The 22,596-nt window shown below is 69.5% G+C and carries 14 protein-coding genes and 2 tRNA genes; 8 read left to right on the forward strand and 8 right to left on the reverse strand.

The features are described 5' to 3' along the window. Positions 1 to 55 precede the first annotated feature (55 nt). The 7 genes from C4313_RS00080 to C4313_RS00110 form a co-directional block, all read right to left on the reverse strand. Positions 56 to 979 (reverse strand): branched-chain amino acid transaminase, encoded by a 924-nt coding sequence (locus C4313_RS00080; protein ID WP_352427835.1) that lies wholly within the window; start codon positions 977 to 979, stop codon positions 56 to 58. A gap of 66 nt (positions 980 to 1,045) precedes the next feature. Then, a complete protein-coding gene (locus C4313_RS00085) occupies positions 1,046 to 1,549 on the reverse strand; it encodes a metal-dependent hydrolase (protein ID WP_352427836.1) in 504 nt (167 codons plus the stop codon). Positions 1,550 to 1,924: 375 nt separating this feature from the next. Next, positions 1,925 to 2,000: transfer RNA gene (locus C4313_RS00090), tRNA-Ala, on the reverse strand. Positions 2,001 to 2,014: 14 nt separating this feature from the next. After that, positions 2,015 to 2,087: transfer RNA gene (locus C4313_RS00095), tRNA-Ala, on the reverse strand. Positions 2,088 to 2,462: 375 nt separating this feature from the next. Then, entirely contained in the window at positions 2,463 to 4,760 is a 2,298-nt protein-coding gene (locus tag C4313_RS00100) for a sensor histidine kinase (RefSeq protein WP_352427837.1), read from the reverse strand. Between the two features lie 125 nt (positions 4,761 to 4,885). Further along, positions 4,886 to 6,241 (reverse strand): ATP-binding protein, encoded by a 1,356-nt coding sequence (locus C4313_RS00105; RefSeq protein ID WP_352427838.1) that lies wholly within the window; start codon positions 6,239 to 6,241, stop codon positions 4,886 to 4,888. Positions 6,242 to 6,296: 55 nt separating this feature from the next. Beyond that, on the reverse strand, positions 6,297 to 7,724 hold the full coding sequence (locus tag C4313_RS00110; protein ID WP_352427839.1) for a LasA N-terminal domain-containing protein: 1,428 nt from the start codon (positions 7,722 to 7,724) through the stop codon (positions 6,297 to 6,299). Between the two features lie 197 nt (positions 7,725 to 7,921). On the opposite strand from C4313_RS00110, the gene C4313_RS00115 reads away from it, so the two are divergent. The 8 genes from C4313_RS00115 to C4313_RS00150 all read left to right on the forward strand — a co-directional run bounded on the left by C4313_RS00115 (position 7,922) and on the right by C4313_RS00150 (position 21,396). After that, a complete protein-coding gene (locus C4313_RS00115) occupies positions 7,922 to 8,911 on the forward strand; it encodes a P1 family peptidase (protein ID WP_352427840.1) in 990 nt (329 codons plus the stop codon). Between the two features lie 34 nt (positions 8,912 to 8,945). Continuing rightward, positions 8,946 to 9,293, forward strand: coding sequence for a hypothetical protein (locus C4313_RS00120; RefSeq protein ID WP_352427841.1), 348 nt, complete (start codon positions 8,946 to 8,948; stop codon positions 9,291 to 9,293). Positions 9,294 to 9,622: 329 nt separating this feature from the next. Further along, positions 9,623 to 10,519: a response regulator gene (locus C4313_RS00125; RefSeq protein ID WP_352427842.1), complete on the forward strand. Its 897-nt coding sequence runs from the start codon at positions 9,623 to 9,625 to the stop codon at positions 10,517 to 10,519. A 96-nt stretch (positions 10,520 to 10,615) separates the two neighbouring features. Then, a complete protein-coding gene (locus tag C4313_RS00130) occupies positions 10,616 to 16,531 on the forward strand; it encodes a GAF domain-containing protein (protein ID WP_352427843.1) in 5,916 nt (1,971 codons plus the stop codon). Between the two features lie 38 nt (positions 16,532 to 16,569). Further along, positions 16,570 to 16,953: a response regulator transcription factor gene (locus C4313_RS00135; RefSeq protein WP_352427844.1), complete on the forward strand. Its 384-nt coding sequence runs from the start codon at positions 16,570 to 16,572 to the stop codon at positions 16,951 to 16,953. A 13-nt stretch (positions 16,954 to 16,966) separates the two neighbouring features. Further along, positions 16,967 to 17,761: an alpha/beta fold hydrolase gene (locus C4313_RS00140; RefSeq protein ID WP_352427845.1), complete on the forward strand. Its 795-nt coding sequence runs from the start codon at positions 16,967 to 16,969 to the stop codon at positions 17,759 to 17,761. Positions 17,762 to 17,894: 133 nt separating this feature from the next. Then, positions 17,895 to 19,943, forward strand: a complete 2,049-nt coding sequence (locus C4313_RS00145) for a sigma-54-dependent Fis family transcriptional regulator (protein WP_352427846.1) — start codon at positions 17,895 to 17,897, stop codon at positions 19,941 to 19,943. A gap of 16 nt (positions 19,944 to 19,959) precedes the next feature. After that, positions 19,960 to 21,396: a glycosyltransferase family 39 protein gene (locus tag C4313_RS00150; RefSeq protein ID WP_352427847.1), complete on the forward strand. Its 1,437-nt coding sequence runs from the start codon at positions 19,960 to 19,962 to the stop codon at positions 21,394 to 21,396. Positions 21,397 to 21,489: 93 nt separating this feature from the next. Here the strand turns inward: C4313_RS00150 and C4313_RS00155 are convergent, their stop codons facing one another. After that, the gene (locus C4313_RS00155) at positions 21,490 to 22,401 is read right to left on the reverse strand and encodes a S1 RNA-binding domain-containing protein (RefSeq protein ID WP_352427848.1); all 912 of its coding nucleotides are present in this window, start codon (positions 22,399 to 22,401) and stop codon (positions 21,490 to 21,492) included. Between the last annotated feature and the right edge of the window lie 195 nt (positions 22,402 to 22,596).

Here is a 22,596-nt window from a genome sequence, read left to right on the forward strand (position 1 = left end):
CACCTCCCCAACGGAAGGGTCACTCATCGCGCTCCGGAAGGCCCGCGGGGGATCCTCAGCGGTCCACCCACGTCAGCCATCCGTAGATATCCGGGGCCTCGCCGCTCACGATGGCAAAGAAGCGCTCTTGAAGGCGGCGGGTGACCGGGCCGGGAGCGCCGCCGCCGATGGGGATGCGGTCCACCGAACGCACGGGGGTGATCTCGGCGGCCGTGCCGGTCATGAAGATCTCGTCGGCCGCATAGAGCCACTCCCGCGGGATCGGCTGCTCCCGCACCTCCAGCCCCTGCTCCCGGGCCAGGGCCAGCACCGCGTCCCGCGTCACCCCGAGCAGGATGGAGTTGTGCAGCGGCGGAGTGTAAAGGACGCCGTCCTTCACCAGGAAGAGGTTTTCCCCGGTCCCCTCCGCCACATAGCCATAAATATCCAGCATGATGGCCTCCGCGCAACCTTGATCGTGAGCCTCCATCACGGCCAGTTGGGAGTTCACATACTGACCACCGATCTTGCACAGGGCCGGGAAGGCCCCGGGAGCCATGCGACGCCACGAAGAGACCATCACATCCACCCCCTTCTCCAGAGCCTCCCTCCCCAGATACTGGCCCCACTCGAAGGTCACGATGGCCACCTCCACCGGACACGAACGTCCGTCCAGCCCCATGGTCTCCGACCCCCGGAAGACCAGCGGGCGGATGTAACAGGAACGATGGCCGTTCGCCCGCACCGTCTCCACGATGGCACGGGCGAGGTCCTCCTCGGTGTAGGGGATCTCCATGCGCAACAGCCGTGCAGAGAAGAAGAGCCGCCCGAGATGCGGCCGCAGCCGGAAGATCGCCGGCCCGCGCGGCGTCTCGTAAGCCCGGATCCCTTCGAAGACGCTGGTCCCGTAATGCAGGGCGTGGACGGTGACATGGACTGTCGCCTGATCCCAGGGCACCAACCGGCCGTTGAACCACACCCACGGGCTCCTCGCCACCATGACCTCGACCTCCCCGCCGGGGTTCAACGGGCGACGGCACGTCGCCGCCCGCCAGCTCCCACATCCTCAAAACGCCTGGGCCAGGATCACTGCCGCGGCCGCGGTCAGCAGCACTTCCACCGCCACGAAGAGAGGCTGCCGATAGTAGATCCGGTAGAAGGCCGTCCCCCGCGCCCCCTCCCGATGGAGCGGCCGGGGGAAGAGCGCATACTGGCGCTTCCGCCACGGCCAGAGCCACATGATCCCATCATCGGTCCCCACACTGTCCAACGCCAAATGGAGCAGCGCCAGCCCCCACACCCAAGGTGCGGAGAGCCCCAACCCCCAGGCCAGGCACCCTCCGCAGAGGAACCAGAACACCGGCGTGTGGGTCCAGAGGGCGTGGTGCGGATTGTGGCCCTGGCCCCCCGACCGGCGCCAACGCCACCACCCCCACACGAGATCCATGTCGGGCAGCCAACTGATCCAGACCGAGAGGCCGGCGATGCCGAGGTGGAACGGCTGGTGCGCCGCCCGCTGGATCAGATAGGCAGCCACCACCCCGGCCGCCGCATGCCCCATCCCGGTCATCCCAGCACCCCTCCGACTGGTGATCCGACCGATGGCCCCCTCAACAACAAACCCCCCTTCGTCAGGGACGAAGGGGGGTCCTCCGCGGTCCCACCCTGCTTCACGGCCGGCCCGCTGACGGGGGCCGCCGTGCCCTCTGGCGCGATAACGGGCGCAACCCGTTCGGGGCTCAACCGGCTCGACCCGGGTCACCCCGGCGGCTCCGGGGCGAGTTCAACCTTTGGGGGCCGTTCCGCCCCCGGGGCCTCCCCAAGGGCCCACGCTGCCTCCCACCCACCGGCAGCTCGCTGGGGGATGGTCTACTACTCCCCTTCTCCGCCTTTCCCGATCCGTGGCGCCTGGAGAAAACGCCGGGGCGCCGGAGGCGCCCCGGCTTGGTGGACCCGACGGGATTCGAACCCGTGACCTCCTCAATGCCATTGAGGCGCGCTCCCAGCTGCGCTACGGGCCCACACGGTTGCTCAGTGGAGCCGACCGGATTCGAACCGGCGACCTCTCCCGTGCGAGAGGAGCGCTCTCCCAGCTGAGCTACGGCCCCACATCGCACCCCCATTTTACCCACAAGCCATGGGCGATGTCAAGATCGGCGGGGAGACCCCATCCGAGGCCTCCCCGGAGCACCGCCCGAAACGTCTCGATGGGGCGCAGAAAATCACGTCGCCTCCAGATCCTAGGGAAGAAGGAGATGGAGCCGACGGTCCACCACCGCCCACAGCCCGGGATGTTGGGCCATAAGCCGAGAGAGAAAATAGAGGCCGTAGGCGATGTGGTGGCCGTCTTGAAGCGTTCCCGCCGCATGATTCTCCACAGATTTTTTCGGCCAGACAGGCGCGGGAGGCTGGCGGCAGGACCAGCCCCCGCGGCGCTGCCCTGCTCGGTTCCACCGACGGGACGGCGAAGGGGCCCCTGCGCGTCAGAGGGCCTCTCCATCCTCCGGATGGAGGGCCACCGGAAGCCAGATGTAGAACGTGCTGCCCGGGCAGCGCTCCTCGTCGTAGCCGGGGCTCTCCACCCAGATGCGCCCCCCATGGGCTTCGATGATGCCCCGGGCGATCGGCAACCCCAGCCCCGGCCCAGCTCCCTTGAATTTCACAGAGCCGGTGGAATGCCGTTCGATGGGGCCCACCCGGTAGAACTTCTCGAAGATCAGCGTCTGGTCCTCCGGGTCGATCCCGATCCCCGTGTCCTGCACAGCGATCTCTACATAGCGCGCCGTCCCCCCCGTTTCCTCCGGGGGCACCCGGCGGGCGCGCACCATGATGGTCCCGCCATCCGGGGTGAACTTGATGGCGTTCTGGAGGACGTGGCGCAGGGCCTGGACGAGGCGGGGCAGGTCGCCGTAGATCACCGGGAGGTCCTCCGCTGCCTCCACCACCAGGGTCTGTCGCCGTTGGGCGAAGGCCTCCTCCAACGGCTCGAGGGCCATGCGGATCAGGGTTGGGACCTGGATGGAGATCGGATAGATAGAAAGGGCCTCCGCATCGATTTGGGAGATGTCCAGCATGGCGTTGACGATCTCCTCCAGGCGCACGGCCGAACGGCGCAGACCGTCAACGATGCGCTGCAACGTCCCGTCCTCCCCCGCCATCTCCTGCAGGGTTTCGGCCAGAAGATCCACATAGCCCCGGATATGGGTGAGGGGCGTCCGCAACTCGTGGGAGGCGATCTCGATGAAATGGGTCTTCACCCGGTCCAGTTTCTCCAGGCGCTGCGCCGTGCGAGAGAGGTCCTCGTTCAGTTCGGCCATGCGGGCGTTCAGGCGCCGCAAGTCCTCCACCAGGCGGATGTTCTGCAACACGGCCGCTGTCTGCTCGGCCACCGAGGCCAGCAGGTCCATCTCGGCGGCGCTGTAAACGTCCATCCCGCCGCGGGCCCCCAGGGCCAGGCAACCCCACAGCGCCGCCTGCGCGCGAATGGGAACGAACCACTCCGCGCCCAGGCTTTGCAGCCCGCCCCGCTCCTCCGGATCCGCCCGCTGGAAGGGATCCCCGAAATCGATCTGGTACTGGGTCAGGACACGGCCCTCCTGCCAAGCCCGCAGGATCGGGCTGTCCGCCGCGAAGCGAATGGGCAGGCACGGCCCGATCCCCAAGCCGGGAATCACCTCGGCCTCCATGGCGCCGTCGGGTTGCTCCCGGAACAACAAGAGGGCCCCTTGCCGGATCCCGAAGGCCTCCCCCAGGACGGCGAAGGCCCTCTGGGCCAGGGCCTGGGCGTCCAACAGGTTGCTGATGGCCTGGGCGTAGTGGCGGACCACGGCGGCGGGATCCTCCACCGACGGCAGCAGCCACCGCCGGAGCCTCCGCTGGAGCGGCAGGCCGATCCCCCGCACGACGGCAGCGACAAGCAGGGCCAGAAGCAGCCCGTCGGCCAGGCGGGCGGTCGTCGGCGGCCACTCCCGGCGCCAGGCCAGGAACCCCGCCATGGCCAGCCCCGTCAGGGCAAGCAGGAGGATCCCCTCTCCTACGGCTGCGAGAACCCCCCGGGCGATCGGGCGCAAGACCGGAAGTTCCATATGCCGCAACGGGAGCACTTGGAGGAAGACCCCCAGGGCCCGCAGGGCCCAGCCCGCCATGATCCCACCCCCCCGGGGGGTCCACGCCAGGGCCTCGCCAGCGACCACCAGCAGGGCCCCCAGCAGCATATACAGCAGCCGGTTGCGATGCAGCGGACGACGGATCCGGACATAGGCCGCTACCAGTTCCCGTAGGGCGAGGAGGGTGCCGAAGCCCCAGAGGAACTCCCGGACCGCCCAGGAGGCCAGGATCGGATCGGCCGGCAGCCGGGCAGCCCGCCATGCGGCGGAAACCCAGACCCCGGTCTCCGGCCGGTAGGGCAGCACCGTGGCCAGGAGCCCCACCAGACCAGCTCCTACCATCCCACCGGCCATCCGCCAGGAGAGGGGGCGCTCCAAGGCCGCGCGGAGGAAGGCCCACGCCGCCAGCGGTAGAAGGGCCAGTACCAGCCCCGCCCCGTTCCACGCATTGAACCGCAATCGCCCCGGTAAGCCCTCCCCCACAGCCACCGCCCAGAGCCCCTGCCACAGCACCCCCAGCCCCCCATATACCCCGAAAGCCCAGGCGTCCCCCCGGCGTCGCCCCCACCAACCCCACCCGAACCCCAGGGCATACAGGACAGCAATCCCCCCCGCCAGCACCCCGCCGATCGGGATCCCCCCCAGCACCGGAAACGGCGGATACCACTTGACCATCGTTGTTATCCCAACTCCGATTTGGGAAATTTGGGAAAACCGGCTCCGCGTCGTCCACCGGGTCCGGACCGGTGACCGGTCCGTCTGCCGGCCGATCGTTGATGAACCGGAACGTCCGGGTCGCTTTATTTCAGAATATAATATGTGCCCCTCTTATCACCAATTTTAAGCAAAATACCCCGACGGACCAAATCGGCCAGGTCGAGCCGAAGGGTTTCTGGAGAGACATCGGGGCAGAGTTGTTGGTATTCTCGGTTGGTGATGCGCCCGTGCTCCCGGACGTATTGCAGGGCTTTGAGTTGCCGCTCGTTCATCCCGGCCTCCCTGGCCGGAAGCGGCGGGCGTTCCTGGCGGTTGTAGAGGATCACGGTGAACGAGAAGGGAGTGGCCTGGAATTTGGGGGGCGGATGGCCCGCCCGGGCCATCTCTTCAATCATGCGATCGATCCCCAGTCCCAGTTCCTCGATGTAGCCCCAATAGAAGAGCCCGGAGACAATACGGGGGTTCCGCGAGTAGTGCTCCTGCACGATGTTGTCCAGGGTGATGTGGCCAGGCAGCCCGCCGGGGCTGATCACCTCCAGGCGGTCGGCGAACTTGCGGACCTCGATGCGGCGGCCCCGCAACCGGTAATCCCGGTGGCAGACGGCGTTCACGATGGCCTCCCGCACGGCGAAGGGAGGATACTCCGGCCGCTCCTCCCGCTCCAAGCCGCGGACCACCGCCCCGATCTGCATTTCCTCCCACACCACCTCCCACGCCCGTTCGATGATCCGCGCCAGGGGCCCCCCGATCTCCTCCCGGCGCGCGTAGCCGGGAAGCCCGCCCTCCCCCTGCAGGCTGGTCCCCGGGAATTTCACGAAGACGAGCCCGCTGTGCGGGAGGAAGCGCTGGGGCTGTTTGCCGAAGAGCAACAGGCCGGCCACTGTGGGCTGCCCTTGAGGGGTCAGGGCCCCGATTTCCACCAGGTGCTCGTCGACGGATCCAGCGATCCGCCGGCGCTGGCGGGCCTCGCGCTTGGCCAGGTATTCCGCGATGATCTCGTCGTCCAGATCCTCCCGCGTGGCCCCCGACACCGGCTCGGCCTCATGGTCGCCGACGGACTTGGTGGCCGCCAGTTGCTGGATCTCTCGGCCCTCCAGCGGCCGGTTCTCGGCCCCGCGCCGGATCAGCACTCGGCCATCGGCCAGGCTGTGCAGATCGGGGCTCCGAGGGACATGCAACAGGACTAGGGTTCTTCCCTCCCATTCCATCTGCTCCCAGCGGGTGACCACGGGCGGGCGGCAGCGGGCCAGGGCCCGGGCGAGGGCGTCTTCCGCCTCCTGGGGATCCACCCCGACCGGCTGCCCTTCCCGATCCATCCCCAGGACGAGGGTGCCACCATCGGTGTTGGCAAAGGCCACCAGGATCTCCGCCATCACCTCAGGATCCGGCTCGCTCAGGAAATCCTGGAGCGCGCCTGGCTTCCGCAGGCCATCGCCCATCGAACACCTCCCCCCACAGACGACTGCGCTTCCATGATACCGCCGACCGGGCGGCTTACGGCGCCGGGATGCCGTTCCTGAGGTCATCCTTGCAGGCACACGCCTGCTTGTACACCCCGCCCCGCACCAGTTCCCCTTCGTAGAGCGTCCGGCCCGGACGGGCCTCCCATCCGCCCAGCCGAAACGGCCGATCGTCGTCCGCCGGGATCCACTCGCCGTTCAGACGCCGCGCCAGGTGGACGTGGGCAGCATCGGCGAAGCCGCCTTCGCAGGAGGGATGCCCCAGGGGATCCCCCGCCCGCACCCGGGTCCCGGTTGGGACCCGGCCCTCGGCCGCCAGGTGCAGATAGACCATCACCCACCCGGTCTCCTCGCGGCCGTCGCCGTCGGTGTCCAGGACCACCAGGCCCTCCCCGGTCCGCACCACCACTCCGTCCGCGACGGCCCGGGCCCAGAACCGGGAGGGCGCGCAGCCTACCACATCAGGGGGAGCGAAATCCAAGGCCCCCCATGCCGCCCCATTTCCCCACCCGCCATGGGGCCCACCGGTGAAATACCATGTCTCTCCCTCGGCCCAGGGCAGCCACCAAGCCGGCTCTGGCGGCATCGGGACAGCCGGCTCGGGCCGGAAGGGGGTGCCGAAGAGGGCTTGATAGACCGTCGGGAACTCCCGGGTCACGGCGGCCCGCCACGCCTCCGGCGGAAGCACAGCGGCCATGAAGGCCTGGACCGCCGCCGTCCCCGCGTTGATCCCTGCAGCCACCCGCACCCGCTGCCCCTCGGGAAACCGCAGGGTCCACATGTGGCGGCCCTTGAAGCCGTAATAGCCGTCGTTGAGCCGGTCGGCGGCCCAGTTCAGTTGGCGGTAAAGGCCCTCGCTCCCAGGGCGAACCCAGCCCATGGGATAGATCCGCGCCCGCTCATCGCGGGGCTCTCCCCGGACCCATCCGCTCCGCCACTCCAGCAGGGCCATCAGGACCCGCGGCCCCACACTGTGGTTCCGGGCCACCTCCTCCAGGATCTGGGCCCCATCCAGGGTCCGCCCACCCACCGTCTCCTGGTAACGGCTGAGATAGCCGCCGAAGCGACGGACGACCTCCGCCACCTGGAAGTCCCGATAGGCCGGCCCGTAGACCAACTCGGAATCCGGGATCAGTTTGAGCGCCGGTCCCTCCGCCAGTGGCCCCAGAGGGATCCAGAGCGGCTGCCCCACCCACAAGCGCTCGGGGTCCAGGCCAGGATTTGCAGCCAGGATCGCTGCCACAGTGGTCTGGAACTGGGCGGCCAGCCCGCTCAGGGTGTCCCCGGGCTGGATCAGATAGAACTCCCGATCGGGGGAAACCCCCACCCGGGGCGGGTCCGGGGTGGGCGTCCCGAGGAAGGCCGCGGGAGCCCGGGGCCTCGACGTCGGGAAGGCCATCGCCTCCTCCGGCTTCGGGCGGGGCGCGCAGGCCGCCAGCCCCATCAGGGCCAGCCCGGCCATCGCCGCGCCCCATCCTCGACAGAGGGTCCTCGCCATACGGTCGCCCCCGCAGGTTCCTCGCCGCCGACCTGGGATGATGGGAACATATCACAGCCTTTTCTTGCCAGCCAAGGGGGAAGCCAGACTCCGGCGTCCGGGAGGCCGGATCCATGCTAAGATGAAGGGGCAATCTGCCTCGGGCCGGAGGAAGGAGAGCGATGGCGTTGCGTTACCAGGGGATTACAGATGTTCCGGGCATCCGCGTTGGCCACGCCCAGGACCTACAAGCCCTGACGGGGGTGACGGTGGTGCTGTGTGAAGGGGGGGCGGTGGCCGGGATGGACCAGCGCGGCGGCGCGCCGGGGACCCGGGAGACCGACGCCCTGCGGCCCATGCACCTGGTGCAGGAGGTGCACGCCGTGGTGCTGGCGGGGGGCAGCGCCTTCGGGCTGGACGCGGCCGCCGGCGTGATGCGGTATCTGGAAGAGCGGGGCGTCGGCTTCGAAACGCCCGGAGGGCGGGTGCCCATCGTCCCGGCGGCCGTTCTCTACGATTTGGGGATCGGCGACCCGCGGGTCCGCCCGGATGCGGCGATGGGCTACGCCGCGTGCCTGGCCGCCACCGACGGGCCGGTGCCGGAGGGCAATGTGGGCGCCGGGACCGGGGCCACGGTCGGCAAGGTCCTGGGGATGCGTTATGCGATGAAGGGCGGGCTGGGCACCGCCTGCCTGGAGATCGGCGAGGGGATTCGGGTCGGCGCCCTGGTGGCGGTGAACGCCTTCGGCGACGTTGTGGATCCCCAGACCGGCGCGATCCTGGCCGGAGCCCGCCGCCCGGACGGACCCGGCTTCGTGGACACGATGGCGGTGCTGCGGGCCCTGGCCGGACAGGTTTCTCTGGGCTTCCGCCGTACCATCCCCGAGAGCACCGTGATCGGGGTCGTGGCCACCAACGCCGCCCTGACCAAGGAAGAGGCCAACAAGGTCGCCCAGATGGCCCACAACGGCCTGGCCCGGACCATCCGCCCTGCCCACACGATGCTGGACGGGGACACCCTCTTCGCCCTGGCCACCGGTGAAAAGCCGGCGGACGCGAGCATCGTCGGCGCCTTCGCCGCCGAGGCGGTGGCCGAGGCAGTGGTCCGGGCCATCCGGGCGGCGGAGGGCGTGGCCGGCCTGCCGGCATGGCGGGACTTTTACGGCCAATGAGTCAGCGTCCTGACGGTTCGGAAAGGAGCCGAGCATGCCACGCTTCTCCCGCGGTTGGGTGGAGTTGTCCGCGCTGGTCGGCGGGGCGCTGGGCCTGGCCCTCCTGTGGAGCGCATGGCAGGGAGGGATCCAGGCCCGCCGCGTATCCGACAACCTGTTCTGGATCGCTGCGATCTATCTGCTGATCGCCGTCTTCCCGGTGGTGGCGGAGATGGGCGGCAACATGGCGGCGCCTTGGCAGGCGCTGCGGGAGGGGCGCGCGCTCCCCGAGGTGCTGCACGAGCAGCGCGCCCGTTACGAGCCCTGGCGGGCGCTCCCTGGGCGCTTCGGCCTGGCCGCCCTTCTCTGCATGGCCCTCGGCCTGGGCCTGGGCCTGCGCTGACCCGCCGAAGCCCCGGGATTCGATGGGGAGCGAGGGGCCTGGCGCAAAGGGGAGGCGAAAGGCCAGGGAAGCCCAGCAGCCCTGCGCCGCATTCGGCAGGCCCAGCAACGCTGCATCCCATGAGACGCGGGGGCCCGGAAAATCCATCCGCCCCCACACCCTTGAAAACCGGAAGACAAAAAGTTAGAATAAAGAGAACCCGGGAGGGGCCCAGAGGGGGTGGAAGATCCTCCAGCCCGGGCTTGTCGGTTTATAAATGGTAACCAGAGAGGCGGGGGCTCCGGCGCCGGCGGGCCCGGGGATCCTTTGCGGACCGTAAGGGGGGCCCGATGACCAAGGGGCGGATCCTGATCGTCGAGGACGATGCCGACATCGCCGCCATGCTGCGGATCTATTTCAGCAACCTGGGCTACGAGGTCCAGACGGCGGCCCGGGGCCAGGAGGCCCTGGAGAGAACCCGGCAGCAACTTCCCCATCTCATCATCCTGGACATCATGCTCCCCGACATCGACGGCTACGAGGTCTGTCGCCGGCTTCGAACCCACCTGCGCACCAGCCACATCCCCATCATCTTCCTCACCCAGCGTGACGAGCGCAGCGATCGCATCGCCGGTTTGGAGCTCGGGGCCGACGACTACATCACCAAGCCCTTCGATATCGAGGAGTTGCGCCTGCGGGTGCAGAACGCCATCCGGCGGGCGGAGCGGGAGAGCCTCACCAGCCCAAGCACCGGCCTCCCCAGCGGGCGCCTGATCGAGGACCAGTTGCGCGAATTGCTCCGTCGCTCCGGATGGGGGCTTCTCTACATCGGCATCAACGGCCTGGACGCCTTCCGTGAGGTCTACGGCTTCGTCGCTGCTGACGAGGTGCTTCGCTGGACGGCGATGCTGATCGGTGAGGTGGTGGACGAACTGGGAACCCCCCAAGACTTCATCGGGCACATCGGGGGAGACGACTTCATCGTGATCACGGAGGCGGACCGCACGGAGGCCATCGCCCGCGCCCTGCGGGAGCGTTTCGCAGAGGGGGTGGGGACCCATTACGCCTTCCCCGATCGCGAGCGGGGATATTTGGTGCTGGTCGACCGCGACGGGAATGAGCGGCGTGTCCCGCTGATGCGTCTGGCCATCGGGATCGTGCGGGCCGGCGAGCACATGTTCAGCGACATCCGGGAACTCACCGAACGGGCCGCCGAAGCCCGGCGCCGGGAGATGGTCCTTTCCTAAGCCGGATCCCGAAACGTGGGGCGGGCCATGGGATGGCCGGAACAGCTCCGACGGTGGCTCCCGCGCAGAGGCCGGAGAGGAGACGGGGAGAACCCATTGGCCCTCGTCGCCCTCCTGGACCGCTGGGCGGAGCCTGTGCTGTGGCTGGAGGAGGGCGGGGACCAGGTCCTCTTGAACGCGGCGGCCCGCGCCTGGCTGGGGAGCCCTCCCGCAACCACCCGCCGGGCGCTGGAGGCCCGCCTGCAGCCGCCCGGTGTCCTCCAGCGCTGGCTGTCTGGCGCGACGGAGCCGGCCGCCCTGGACGGACAGGCGCTCCGCCCGGCCCTCCTCCGCCTGACAATGGATGGGAGGCCCGGGGTCCTGCTGATGTTACAGCCTGCGAGGCCCGATGACCGCCCCCCATCCTCCGCGATGTCCTCCCCTCCAGCCCGCGAACTGGCGCTGGTCACCGGGATCGCCCGCCTCCTCAGCGCCTCCATGGAACTGGAGGCCACCCTAGAGGCGATCCTCTTCGCCCTTCAACAGGTGATCCCCTACGACCTCGCGGAGGTCCGTCTGTGGGAGCCAGGGGAGCGGCGGGTGCGGACCCGGGCACGAGGTGGGAATCCCCAGCTTCTGGCCCGCCTCCCGGAGCGCCGGGAGGGCGAGCGTCCAGAGGAGGGCCTGACCGGGTGGCTGATGACGAACCGCAAGCCCCTGCGGGTGGAGGATCTGCAGACCTTCTCGGCCGCCCGTCCCCATCCGGACCTGGAGGCGCTCCCGGCCCGCGCCTTCCTCGGGGTCCCGATGCAGATCGGCGGGGAACTGGTGGGGACCCTCGAACTGATCGCCCTGCGGCCCGGGGCCTTCACGGAGGACCACCTTCGCCTGCTGGAAGCGATCGGGGCCCAGGCGGCCGTCGCCATCCACAACGTCCGCCTCTACGAATCCACCCGCCGCTACGCCGAGGGCCTGGAGACCCTGTTCCAGGTGGCGACGCTGAGCGCCACCGCCACGGCGATGGAGGATTTCCTGGCCCAGGCCGTGGCCCGTCTGGCCGCCTGGTTCCAGGTCGAGCGGGTGGTGGTGCTGCTGTATGATCCGAACCGTCAGGAATTGGTCCCCCACCCAGCCGGGCTCTACGGTCCCTGGCCGGCGGACGCGTTGTCGTTCCGTCTGCCAGTCCAGGATCCTGTCTTCGCCGGCAGCGTTTTCCGCAGCGGGCGGCCCTTCCGCTCCAACCGGGCCCCCGAGGATCGGCGGGTGATCCCACCCTATCGGGAACTCGTCGCCCGGTTCGGCGTCCGCTCGGTCCTCTCCCTCCCGCTGACCACGCGGGAGCATCCCGTCGGGGAGATCCACCTGATCAACCGGGTCGCGGGACGCTTCACCCCGGACGACGAGCGGCTGGGGGTCGCGCTGGGGGTGGTGCTGGGCACCACCCTCGACCACTTGCGTCGGATCGACGAGGCCCGACGCCGCGCCGCCCGCTTCCAGACGCTGGTGGAGATCGGACGACGCCTGGCCTCTGCCTTGGACCCGGAGGCCATCTTCGAGACCATCCGGGAGGAACTGGGCCGCATCCTGGACGCCCGGAACATGTATGCGGCCCTCTACGATGCAGCCACCGACGAGGTCCTCTTCGCCTTCTACGTCCATCTGGGCGAGCGCCTGGCGGAACGGCCCCGGCGCCGTGGGGGGCGCGGCCTCACCGAATACGTGATCCGCACCGGGCAGCCCCTCTTCCTGCGGGGAGATGTGATGGCCCAGGCCCGGGCCCTGGGCATCGAGCCCGTGGGAGCGCCGGTTCGGGCCTGGATGGGCGTTCCCCTGCGCGTCGGTGATCGCATCCTCGGGATGCTGGCCGTCCAGCACGAGGAGGAGGGCGCCTTAGACGAGGAGGATTTCGAGCTCCTCCAGGCCATCGCCCATCAGGCGGCCATCGCCCTGGAGAACGCCCGACTCTATCAAGACGTGCTGAAACGCCTCGAGGCGCGGGTCCAGCAACTGGCCGCGCTCAACCGCATCGGCCAGGAACTCAACGCCAACCTGGATCTGGACCACATCCTCAACCTGGTGATGGACGCCGCCTTCCAGGCGACCGGTGCCGATTACGGAGAGATCCTGTTGTATGAGCCGGAGAGCGGCCTCCTGCGGCCGCGCCTGCTGCGCAACCTCACCCTGGAGCAACTGCGGAGCCGCGGGCTGGATCGCCAGCGCCCCGGGGAGGGGTTGATCGGCCAGGCCTTCCAGAGCGGCCGCGTGGTCCTCGTCTCCGACGTCCGGGAGGACCCCCGCTACCTCGCCGGCACCCCGGACACCTGCTCCGAGGTGGCGGTGCCCATCTGGTATGGGACGTGGGTGGTCGGGGTGCTGGACCTGCAAAGCCGGCGCCCCCACGGGTTCAGCGAGGAGCAGATCGCCTTCCTGGAGGCCCTGGCCGCCCAGGCGGCGGTGGCCATCGGCAACGCCCTCCGCCTGGCGGAGGAGGCGCAGCGCAGCGCCCGCTACCGACAGCGCATCGAACTCATGCGGGGGATGCTGGAGGTGGGCCAGGCCCTCCGCTCCGAGCGCCCGCTGGAGAACGCCCTGGACGCCGTAGCCCACACCATCCAGGAATCCCTGGGCTTCAACTTCGTGCTCATCAGCCTCATCGAGGGAGAGCCTCCGCGCCTGCGCCGGGTCGCCCAGGCTGGTCTCCCCCTCTCCGTCTTCGAGCGGATGCGCCAGACGCTCCAGCCGTGGCGCAACATGCAACTGCTGCTGCGGGAGGAGTTCCGCCTGGGAAGTTGCTACTACATCCCGTATGAGCGGCAGCCAGAGAACCTCGACGAGCTCCTTGATACCTGGACGGCCACGCCCACCCGGGAGCCGCGGCCGGACCCGACCCGCTGGCACCCACAGGACCTCCTGATCGTTCCCATCTATGGGACCGGCGGGCGGCTGCTGGGGATCATCTCGGTGGACGACCCGCGGGATGGCCGGGCCCCTACCCTCGAGATGGCGGAGATGCTGGAGCTCATGGCCAGCCAGACCGGGATCATCATCGAGAACGCCCGGCTGTATGAGGGCCTGAAGGCCCGTATCGAAGCGTTGACCCACCTCAACGAAGCGAGCCGCCTCATCGCCACCCGTCTGGAGGAAGGGGCCCTCCTGGAGGCCATCGCCCGGGCCGCCGCCCTTTTGAGCCACGCCTCCTGGGCGACTGTCTTGGAGCCCTCCGTCGACAGCGAGGTTCGAGCCCTGGCCCGGTTCCCCCTCGAGCCCGCCGAGACCCCCGCAGTGCCTTTGGATCCCGCCTGGGTGTCGCAGGTCCTGGCCACCGGACGCGCCCACTACTTGCGGGATCTCCCCGAGGCGGGCCGGGAGGCCCTTCGCGCCCGCTCGATCCTCCTCCTCCCGATCCGATCGGGGGCGGAGATCCTGGCGGTGATCGCCGTGGCCCATCCGGAGCCCAACGCCTTCGACGAAACCGAACAGATCCTGCTGCACACCCTGGCCGAACAGGCAGCGGTGGCCCTGGAGAACGCCCGCCTCTACGCGCGCGCCCGACGTTTCAACGAGGAACTGGAGCGCCAGGTCCAGGAGCGCACGGAGGCGCTGCAACAGGCCCTGGCCGACCTCTCGGCTCGCCACCGCCAACTGGAGCGGCTCTATCGGGTCACCCTGGAACTGACCGCCAGCCTGGAACTGGAGGCCACTTTGCAGCGGGCCATCTCCCTGCTGGCGGAGGAAGGGGAGACCATGGCCGTGGCGCTCCTGGATCCCGAGAGCCAGGTCCTGCAGGTGCGGGCCGGAATCGGCCCCGGGGCCGAGGCCCTGCGCGGCGCCGCCTGGTCCTTGCGGGACGACCCCGGATGGGTGCGGGCGGCCATCCGCCAGCGGCGGGCCCAGCGCCTGGAGGATGGAAGCCCCGAGGGATTGCCGCCCCCTTGGCAGGCCTTGCAACCGCGGTCCTTCGTGGCGGTCCCCCTCACCTTGGGCCTGGATGTGCTGGGGGTGCTGATGGCCGGCCATCCAGCCCCCGGCCGCTTCCCCCCGGAGCGGATCCAGCTGCTGGAGACCGTCGCTGCCCAGATGGCCCAGACCGTCAACAACGCCGCCCTCTACCAACTGATCACCCAACAGGCGGAACAACTGGGCAACACCCTGCGCACCGTCCAAGAGGAGGCCTCCAAGCGCCAGGCCATCCTGGAGTCCATCGCCGAGGGTGTGCTGGTGGCCGATGCCCGCGGGGTGGTGATCATGATGAACGCCGCCGCCGAGGGGATCCTGGGCCTGCGCCGCTCCGAGGTTATCGGCCGGCCCGTCAGCGATTTTGTCGGCCTCTACGGACCGGCCTGGCAGGAGTGGATGGCCTCCCTCCGCCGCTGGCTGTCGTCCCCCCGGGGCCAGCCGCCCCCCACCCTGTTTATGCGGCACGAGCTGCCCCCCGAAGGGCGCTTCATCACCGTCCACGCCGCTCCTGTGCTCATGGGGAACGAGTTCCTGGGCACCGTTTCGGTCTTCCGCGACATCACCCCGGAGGTCGAGGCGGACCGGGCCAAGGCCGAGTTCATCTCCACCGTCTCCCACGAACTGCGGACGCCCATGACGTCCATCAAGGGCTATGCCGACCTGCTGCTGATGGGCTCGGCCGGCCCGCTCTCCGAGATGCAGCGCCGCTTCCTCCAGATCATCAAGGCCAACGCCGACCGGCTCAAACTCCTGGTGGACGATCTGCTGGATATCTCGCGCATCGAGAGCGGACGGCTGCAACTCGACCTGCGGCCGGTGCCCCTGGAGGCAGTGGTGGAGGTGGTGGTGGCCTCTCTGAAGGCCCGCATCGACGAGAAGGGACAGCACCTGGAGATCGACCTGCCGGCCTTCCTCCCGCCGGTCCTGGCCGATAAGGATCGCCTGGTCCAGATCCTGATGAACCTGGTCAGCAACGCCCACAAATACACGCCCGAGGGGGGGCAGATCACCCTGCGTGCCCGGCTGCAGGGTCCCCAGATCCAGGTGGAGGTCAGCGATACCGGCATCGGGATCCCCCCGGAGGCCCTGCCGCGCATCTTCGAGCGCTTCTACCGGGTCGATGACCCCAGGGTCCAGGAGACGCCGGGGACCGGCCTGGGCCTCTCCATCGTGAAGGCGCTGGTGGAGATGCACGGGGGGCGGATCGAGGTTGAGAGCGAGGTGGGCCGAGGTTCCACTTTCCGCTTCACCCTCCCCATCGCCCCCGAGGCGGCCCGCCCGACCCCTGAGCCGGCCGCCCTGCCGGGCCCGCGCGCCGACGGCCAGGGGCCGATCCTCATCGTGGAAGACGACCGGGACATCGCCGACCTCCTGGTGCAGCATCTGGAGCGGGCGGGCTATCGGACCCTGGTGGCCCGCCGGGGCGAGGAGGCCCTGCGCCTGGCGCAGGAGCACCGCCCCCGGTTGATCACCCTGGACATCTACTTGCCCGATCTGGACGGCTTCGCCGTCCTGGAGCGGCTGAAGGCCGACCCCGCCACCGCCGAGATCCCGGTGATCATCGTTTCGGTCCTGGCCGACCGCCAGCGGGGAGTGCGCCTGGGGGCGGTGGATGTGCTGGGCAAGCCGGTGGACGTCGACTTGCTGCTCCGGGTCGTCGGGCAATACGCGCGGCGCCACGCCCACATCCTCCTGGTGGACGACGACGCCGGGACGCGGAGTTTGCTGGAGGAGACGCTGCGCGGCCAGGGGTTCGTGGTGACAACCTTCGGCAACGCCGTCGAAGCCCTGGCGTGGATCGAAAGCCATCTCCCCGACCTGGTGCTGATGGACCTGAAGCCAGCGGGGATGAGCGGTCTGGAGGCCCTGGCCCGCCTGAAGGCCAACCCCCGCACGGCCGACATCCCGGTGGTGATCATGACCGCCAGCGCCACCGACCCGGTGGGCAAGCGGCGGCAGGCCCTGGCCATGGGCGCCGCCGATTTCTTCCTCAAGCCCTTCGCCCTGGAGGAGTTCGTGGCCGCCATCCGCCGGCTGCTCGCCAGCGATCCTGAAACCGAGACGGACGGGGAATAGAAGGCCACAACCCGTCGCCTGGAGGAGGAGCGCACAGGATGGCCAAGATCCTGATCGCTGAGGACGAACGGGATATCCGGGAACTGGTCGTCTTCACCCTGGAGTTCGGGGGCTTCGAGGTGATCGCCGCCACCAACGGCCAGGAGGCTGTGGAACTGGCCCGCCAGCACCGCCCGGATCTCATCCTCCTGGATGTCCGCATGCCCAAGATGAGCGGCTATGAGGCATGCCGCCTCCTGAAGGCCCAAGAGGAGACCCGGACCATCCCGGTGGTTTTCCTCTCGGCCAAGGGGCAGGAGGCGGAGATCCGGGAGGGCCTGGCCGCCGGCGCCAACGCCTACATCCTCAAGCCCTTCGCCCCCGACGAACTGATCCAGCAGATCCGGGCCCTCCTGGACCGCCACGCCGCGCCGGGATCGTGAGGGGGAGAGCAGGATGAGCCTGGCCACCGTGGGGGAGCGCCTGGTCCATTACGAGGCCCTGGGCCGAGGCCAGCCGGTGGTCTTCCTGCACGGCTGGGCCGGATCATGGCGCTACTGGCTGCAGACCATGCAGGCCCTCTCCCATCGCTTCCGCGTGTATGCGGTGGACCTGCTCGGGTTCGGGGACTCGGCCCGGCTGCGGAAGGAAACCGGCCTGGCCTACCGCTTGGAGGCCCACGTGGAGATCGTGCGGGGCTGGATGGACGCGCTGGGGCTGGCCCGGGCCCATTTCATCGGCCACACCCTCGGGGCCATGGTGGCCGTCCGCCTGTCCCTGGAGGCCCCCGAACGAGTAGACCGCATCCTGACCGTAGGTTATCCGGTCTCCTTGGAGGCGCCGCGGGCGGTGCCGACGGCAGGGCTGCGCCAGGCCCTGGCCGCCCATCTCCTGCGGCTGGCCCAGGACTATCCCGAAGTGCGCCTGGAGCACCAGCGGGCCGACCCCGAGGCGGTGGGGGCTTGCCTGGAGGAGGCGCTGCGCCGACGGGAGGAACTGCTGGATTGGCTGCGCCGGGTCGACGTTCCCCTCCTGCTGGTCTACGGCGGGCGAGACCCCCTCACGCCCCCGCCCCTCTTCCTGAACGGCCGGCTAGACACCCACCTGCGCCTGCTGGTGCTGGAGAAAGGCCAACACTTCCCGATGCTGGACCTCCCGGCGCCGTTCCAGCGCCTGGCGGAGGAGTTCCTCACGCGGCCGGATCCCACCGGGATCGCCCTCAAGGAGGAATGGCAGCGGCGGTTCCGATGAGCGTCCGGCGGGCGCCCGCTGAAGAGGGCCCACGGCCTCCCCCTTCCCCAGGACCCCGCCTATACTTCTTCTGACCGAGGCCGCGGGCGGCGTCTCCGCCACAGCCGAGCCCGGAGCGATGGGGGAGGAACCCATGCAACCCTGGGCCTACCCGGTGGACCTAGCACAGGTGCAGGCGCGCTGGCAAGCGTTCGTGGAGCACCGGCGGCTGGACCCAGCGCTCGACCCCCTGGTGGCCGTCTCCTGGGAGCGCTGCGGCCGCCGCCTGAACCCCACCCTCGCACCGGCCCTCCCCTGCCTGGATCCGGCCACGCTGGAGCGTGTGCGCAACGCCCTCGCCGACCTGATCGCCACCGCCCGCCCGATGCTCGAGGATCTCTACCAGTTCACCGAGGGCTCGGGGATCGCCATCGCCCTGTTCGACGCCGCCACCTGCGTCCTGGACGTGCTGGGCGACCCCATGACCGTTCAGGCCGCCGAGGCGGTCGGGCTTCGGCCCGGCGTCTACTGGAGCGAGGGCCACGTGGGCACCAACGCCTTCGCCCTGGCCCTCTTGGAACGAACGCCTATCCAGGTGATGGGGGCCGAGCATTTTCTCCTTCTCTATCACCCGTGGACGACCGCGGCCGCACCCATCTACGGCCTTGACGGCCAGCCCCTCGGCGCCATTGGAGTGATGGGGGCCGCGGAACGGGCCCAGCCGGATACCTTGGGGATGGTGATGGCGGCCGCGCGCGCCATCGAAAACCAGATGCAGGCCGCCGCCAACCTCCAGGAAAGCCACCGGTTCCTGGCCGAACTCCAGGCCATCCTGGAGGCCAGCGACCAAGCCGTCTTGGTCCTGAGCCCTCAGGGGCAAATCATCCGCCTGAACCGCGCGGCGGCCCGCATCCTGGGCCTCGACCCCGCCGGGCTGCTGGGCCGCCCGGTGGGCGAACACCTCCGCCTGCCCTCCACCCTCCAGGCCGCCCTCGCCGACCCCCAGGCCGATCTGGAGAGCGAGGCCACCCTGCTGGTGGACGGCACGCCCCTCGAAGGCTGGATCCGCCTGCGGGCCGTGTCGGATGGCCCGCGGCACCTGGGCTTCCTCCTCACCTTTCGACAACGCGAACAGGTCCACCGCATGGTCGCCCGGCTGGTCAGCGCCCAAGCCCTGATGTCCCTGGCCGATATCCCCGGCCGCTCCCGGGCCATCCAGCAGGTTCGCCACCAGGCCCGGGCGGCCGCCCGCACCAGCCTCCCGGTCCTGCTCCTGGGCGAGCCGGGGACCGGGAAAAGCGTCCTGGCGCGGGCCATCCACAACGCCAGCATCCGCGCCGGTGGCCCCTTCCTCACGGTCTCCTGCCGGGCCATCCCGCGGGAGTTGCTGACGGTGGAACTGCTCGGCGTGGAGGGGGGAGCCTTCCGGGATGGCCCGGCGGAGGGGCGGCCCGGCAAGTTCGAACTGGCCCACGGGGGGACGCTCTATCTCGACGAGATCGAGGCGCTGCCGCTGGAGCTCCAGGCTGCCCTGTTGCGCATCCTGGAGACCGGCGAGGTGATGCGCCTGGGCGGGCTGCGGCCCATCCGCGTGGACGTGCGCCTCATCGCCTCCTCCGCCGTGGACCTGGAGCACTGGGTCGCCGAGGGCCATTTCCGGGCGGATCTATATCATCTCCTGGCCAGCACCGCCATCCTCATCCCGCCCCTGCGGGAACGGCCAGAGGACATCCCGGCGATCGTGGAAGCGGTCCTGCGCCGCCTCCGGCGGACCTCTGGGCGTCCCTACACCATCACCGAGACCGCCATGCAACGGCTGAAAACGTATCCGTGGCCGGGCAACGTCCGGGAACTGGAGAACACGCTGGAGCGGGCGGCGGCCTTGAGCGAGGACGGGCGGATCGACCTGCACCACCTCCCAGCCCGGATCGCCCGCGGCGTGGAGGCAGGACGTCCGGCGGATCCCATCCGCCCGCTGGAGGAACTGGAACGCGAGGCCATCCTGCAGGCCGCCATCCAGTATCGAGGACGGATCGGGGCCATGGCCACCGCCTTGGGCCTCAGCCGCACCACCCTCTGGCGTCGCCTGAAGCGCTACGGGATCGATCCGACAGCCTTCCGGGAGCGTCCGAGGGCCTCCCCCGGGGACCATCGGGTCGCGGCGCCCCCCGATCTCGCTGCCAAGCGCCCCCGCCCACGCTGAACCCGCGGAGGGAACTTTGGGGACCGATCGCTCCTTCCTGGCGCTCCTCGCCCTGCTCTACGCCATCGCGGCCGCCCTCTTCGCCACCCGGACCCCGCCCTGGCAGGTGCCGGACGAGCCGGCCCATTACAACTACATCCGGTTCCTCGCCACCCAGGGCCGCCTTCCGGTTCTGCAGCCCGGGGACTACGACCAGGAATACCTCAGCCGGATCGTCTCCCGAGGGTTCCCCTCGGACCTCCCCATCGATCCACTGCGCTACGAGTTCCACCAGCCCCCGCTTTATTATCTGCTCGCCGTTCCCTTGTTCAGGTGGTTCCATGGAGCCCTTCTCCCGTTGCGCCTGTTCTCCGCCGCCCTGGGCCTGGCGCAGGCCCTGCTGGCCTTCGCCGCCGTCCGTAGGCTCTTCCCGGAGCGCCCGGGATGGGCACGGGGGGTGGCCGTTTTCCTCGCCTTCCTGCCCCAACATCTGGCGATGAACAGCGGGGTCAACAACGACGCTCTGGCCGAGGCGATCCTCATGGGGCTCTGGGTGCTGCTGGCTGCGGAACGGAATGGCCATCGCGCGGCCCGGGGATGGATCGGCGGAGCGTTGTTGGGGCTGGGCTTCCTGACCAAGACGACGATCTACCCCATGGCCGTGGTGGTGCTCCTCGGCGTCCTCGCCTGGGCCGCCCAGGAAGGGGCCCCCTCCTCGGAACGGCTCCGGCGCCTGGCGCGCTGGCTCGGGCCAGCCCTGTTGTTGGGCGGTCTCTGGTGGGGGCGCAATCTGATCACATATGGGTGGCCCGACGCCCTGGGCCTGCGCCAACATGATCGCGTGGTGGTGGGGCAGCCCCGCACGACGGAGTGGATCGCCCGCTATGGCCTCGGGGCGACGCTGGAGCGCTTCCGGGTCTTCACCTTCCAGAGTTTCTGGGGCCAGTTCGGATGGATGGGGGTGGTGCTGGACGCCCGGCTCTATTTCCTCTTCGCCTGGCTCACCGCCCTGGGCCTCCTGGGGTTGGGGCTGCACCTGGGGCGCGCCCGACGGGGCTCTCCCCTCTGGGGGATGCGCGGGCTGTTGCTGCTTTTGAACGCGGGGCTCACCGCGGGCGCCTACATCGGCTACAACCTCTCGTTCGTTCAACATCAGGGGCGCTATCTGTTCCCGGCCCTCCTCCCCATCGCCCTCGGGCTCACCGCTGGGCTTCAGGCGTGGCTGGAGGGGCCTGCCGCCCGGGGGCTGATGGGGGCCTGCGGGCTGGGGATCGCCGGCTTCGCCATGGCCGGGGCGCTCTCCGGCGACCTCCCCCGCTTTCCGATGGCCGTCCTCGGAGGGACCGCCATGGCCGCCTACGGGATCCGCCGTTTCCCCGCCCTCCGACCATGGCTGGCGCCCGCAGGGCTGCTGCTCGCCTTCGCCTTGGACCTCTACCTGGCCCTGGGGGTCCTCCCCCGGGCCTTCCCATGATCGCTGGTGAAGACCTGGAAGGGCGCCTGGGCCCGCTACAGGGCTTTCCAGTTTTCTGGAGTTGGCTATTCTTTAAAGATACGGGATTGAAACCTAGTTGGTCGACACGGACTCCAGCGGCGGCACAGAGCGGCCGCGGGCCCGCGCCTCCTGCAGCGCCCGTTTGAGGGCATAGGCCATCACCGTCAGTTCCGCCTCGGCCTCCTCTGGCTCCGGCGCGGGAGAAGGCCGGGGGGGAACCGCGGGGCCAGCCTCCTTCTCCTCCTGCGGAGATGCCTCTGGCGCTGCCGCCTTCGCCGGGAGCAAGCCCCGCAGGCTCAGCCGGATCTGCTTCTTCTCCGGATCCACCAGGATGATGCGGGCCTCGATCTCCTGGCCCTCCTGGAGGACCTCCGCTGGGTCTTTGAGGTTGCGGATCCCGAACTCGCTGATATGAATCAGGGCATCGCGCTCGGCACCGATGTCCACGAAGGCGCCGAACTTCTCGATCCGGGTCACCTTCCCCCGGACCCGCTCCCCCACCTTCAGATCCTCCCAGCGCAAGGACGGCGGCGGGATCATGGTGAGGCGCAGCCGCCGCTCGCGGCGGCTGGCGTGGATCGCCCAGACCTCCACCGTGTCCCCGACCTGGAAGGACCCGATCGGATCCACCCGTCCCTCCTTGCGGATCTGAGAGGCAGGGACAAACCCCTCCACCGGCGCATCGATATCGACGTAGACCCCGTTGGGCTCCACCCGGGTGACCCGCCCGGTGAACGCGCGCCCGGGCTTCAATTGACCCCAACCCACGCTCGCCGGGCGGATCTGCGTGAGGCTCAGCAGGCCCTTCTTCCGGTTCACCTGCTTCACCCACGCCGTCACCCGGTCCCCTGGTTTGAACACCTCCTGGACCCGGAGGACCGGCCCGGGGATTTGCGAGATGTGGAGGAATCCAAGGACCTCTGCCCCGATGTCGACGAAAGCGCCGGCGGGGGTGACATGCACCACCACGCCTTCCACAGGCATCTTGGGGCGCAGGGACCGAAGGGGGACCTTTGCCGAAGCCTTTGTCTCCGAGGATGCCGCGATCACAGGGCTCGTTTCCATGGCCGGTCGCTCCCTCCTTTCAGGATGAGTCCAGACCCGTTCCTGCTTTCACAATTCTACGCCGGAGCCCAAAAAGGGGCAAACCGGGGCGGGGCGTGGGCGTTGACCTCCTCG

This window comes from Thermoflexus sp. (genome assembly GCF_040289485.1).
Lineage (GTDB): Bacteria > Chloroflexota > Anaerolineae > Thermoflexales > Thermoflexaceae > Thermoflexus.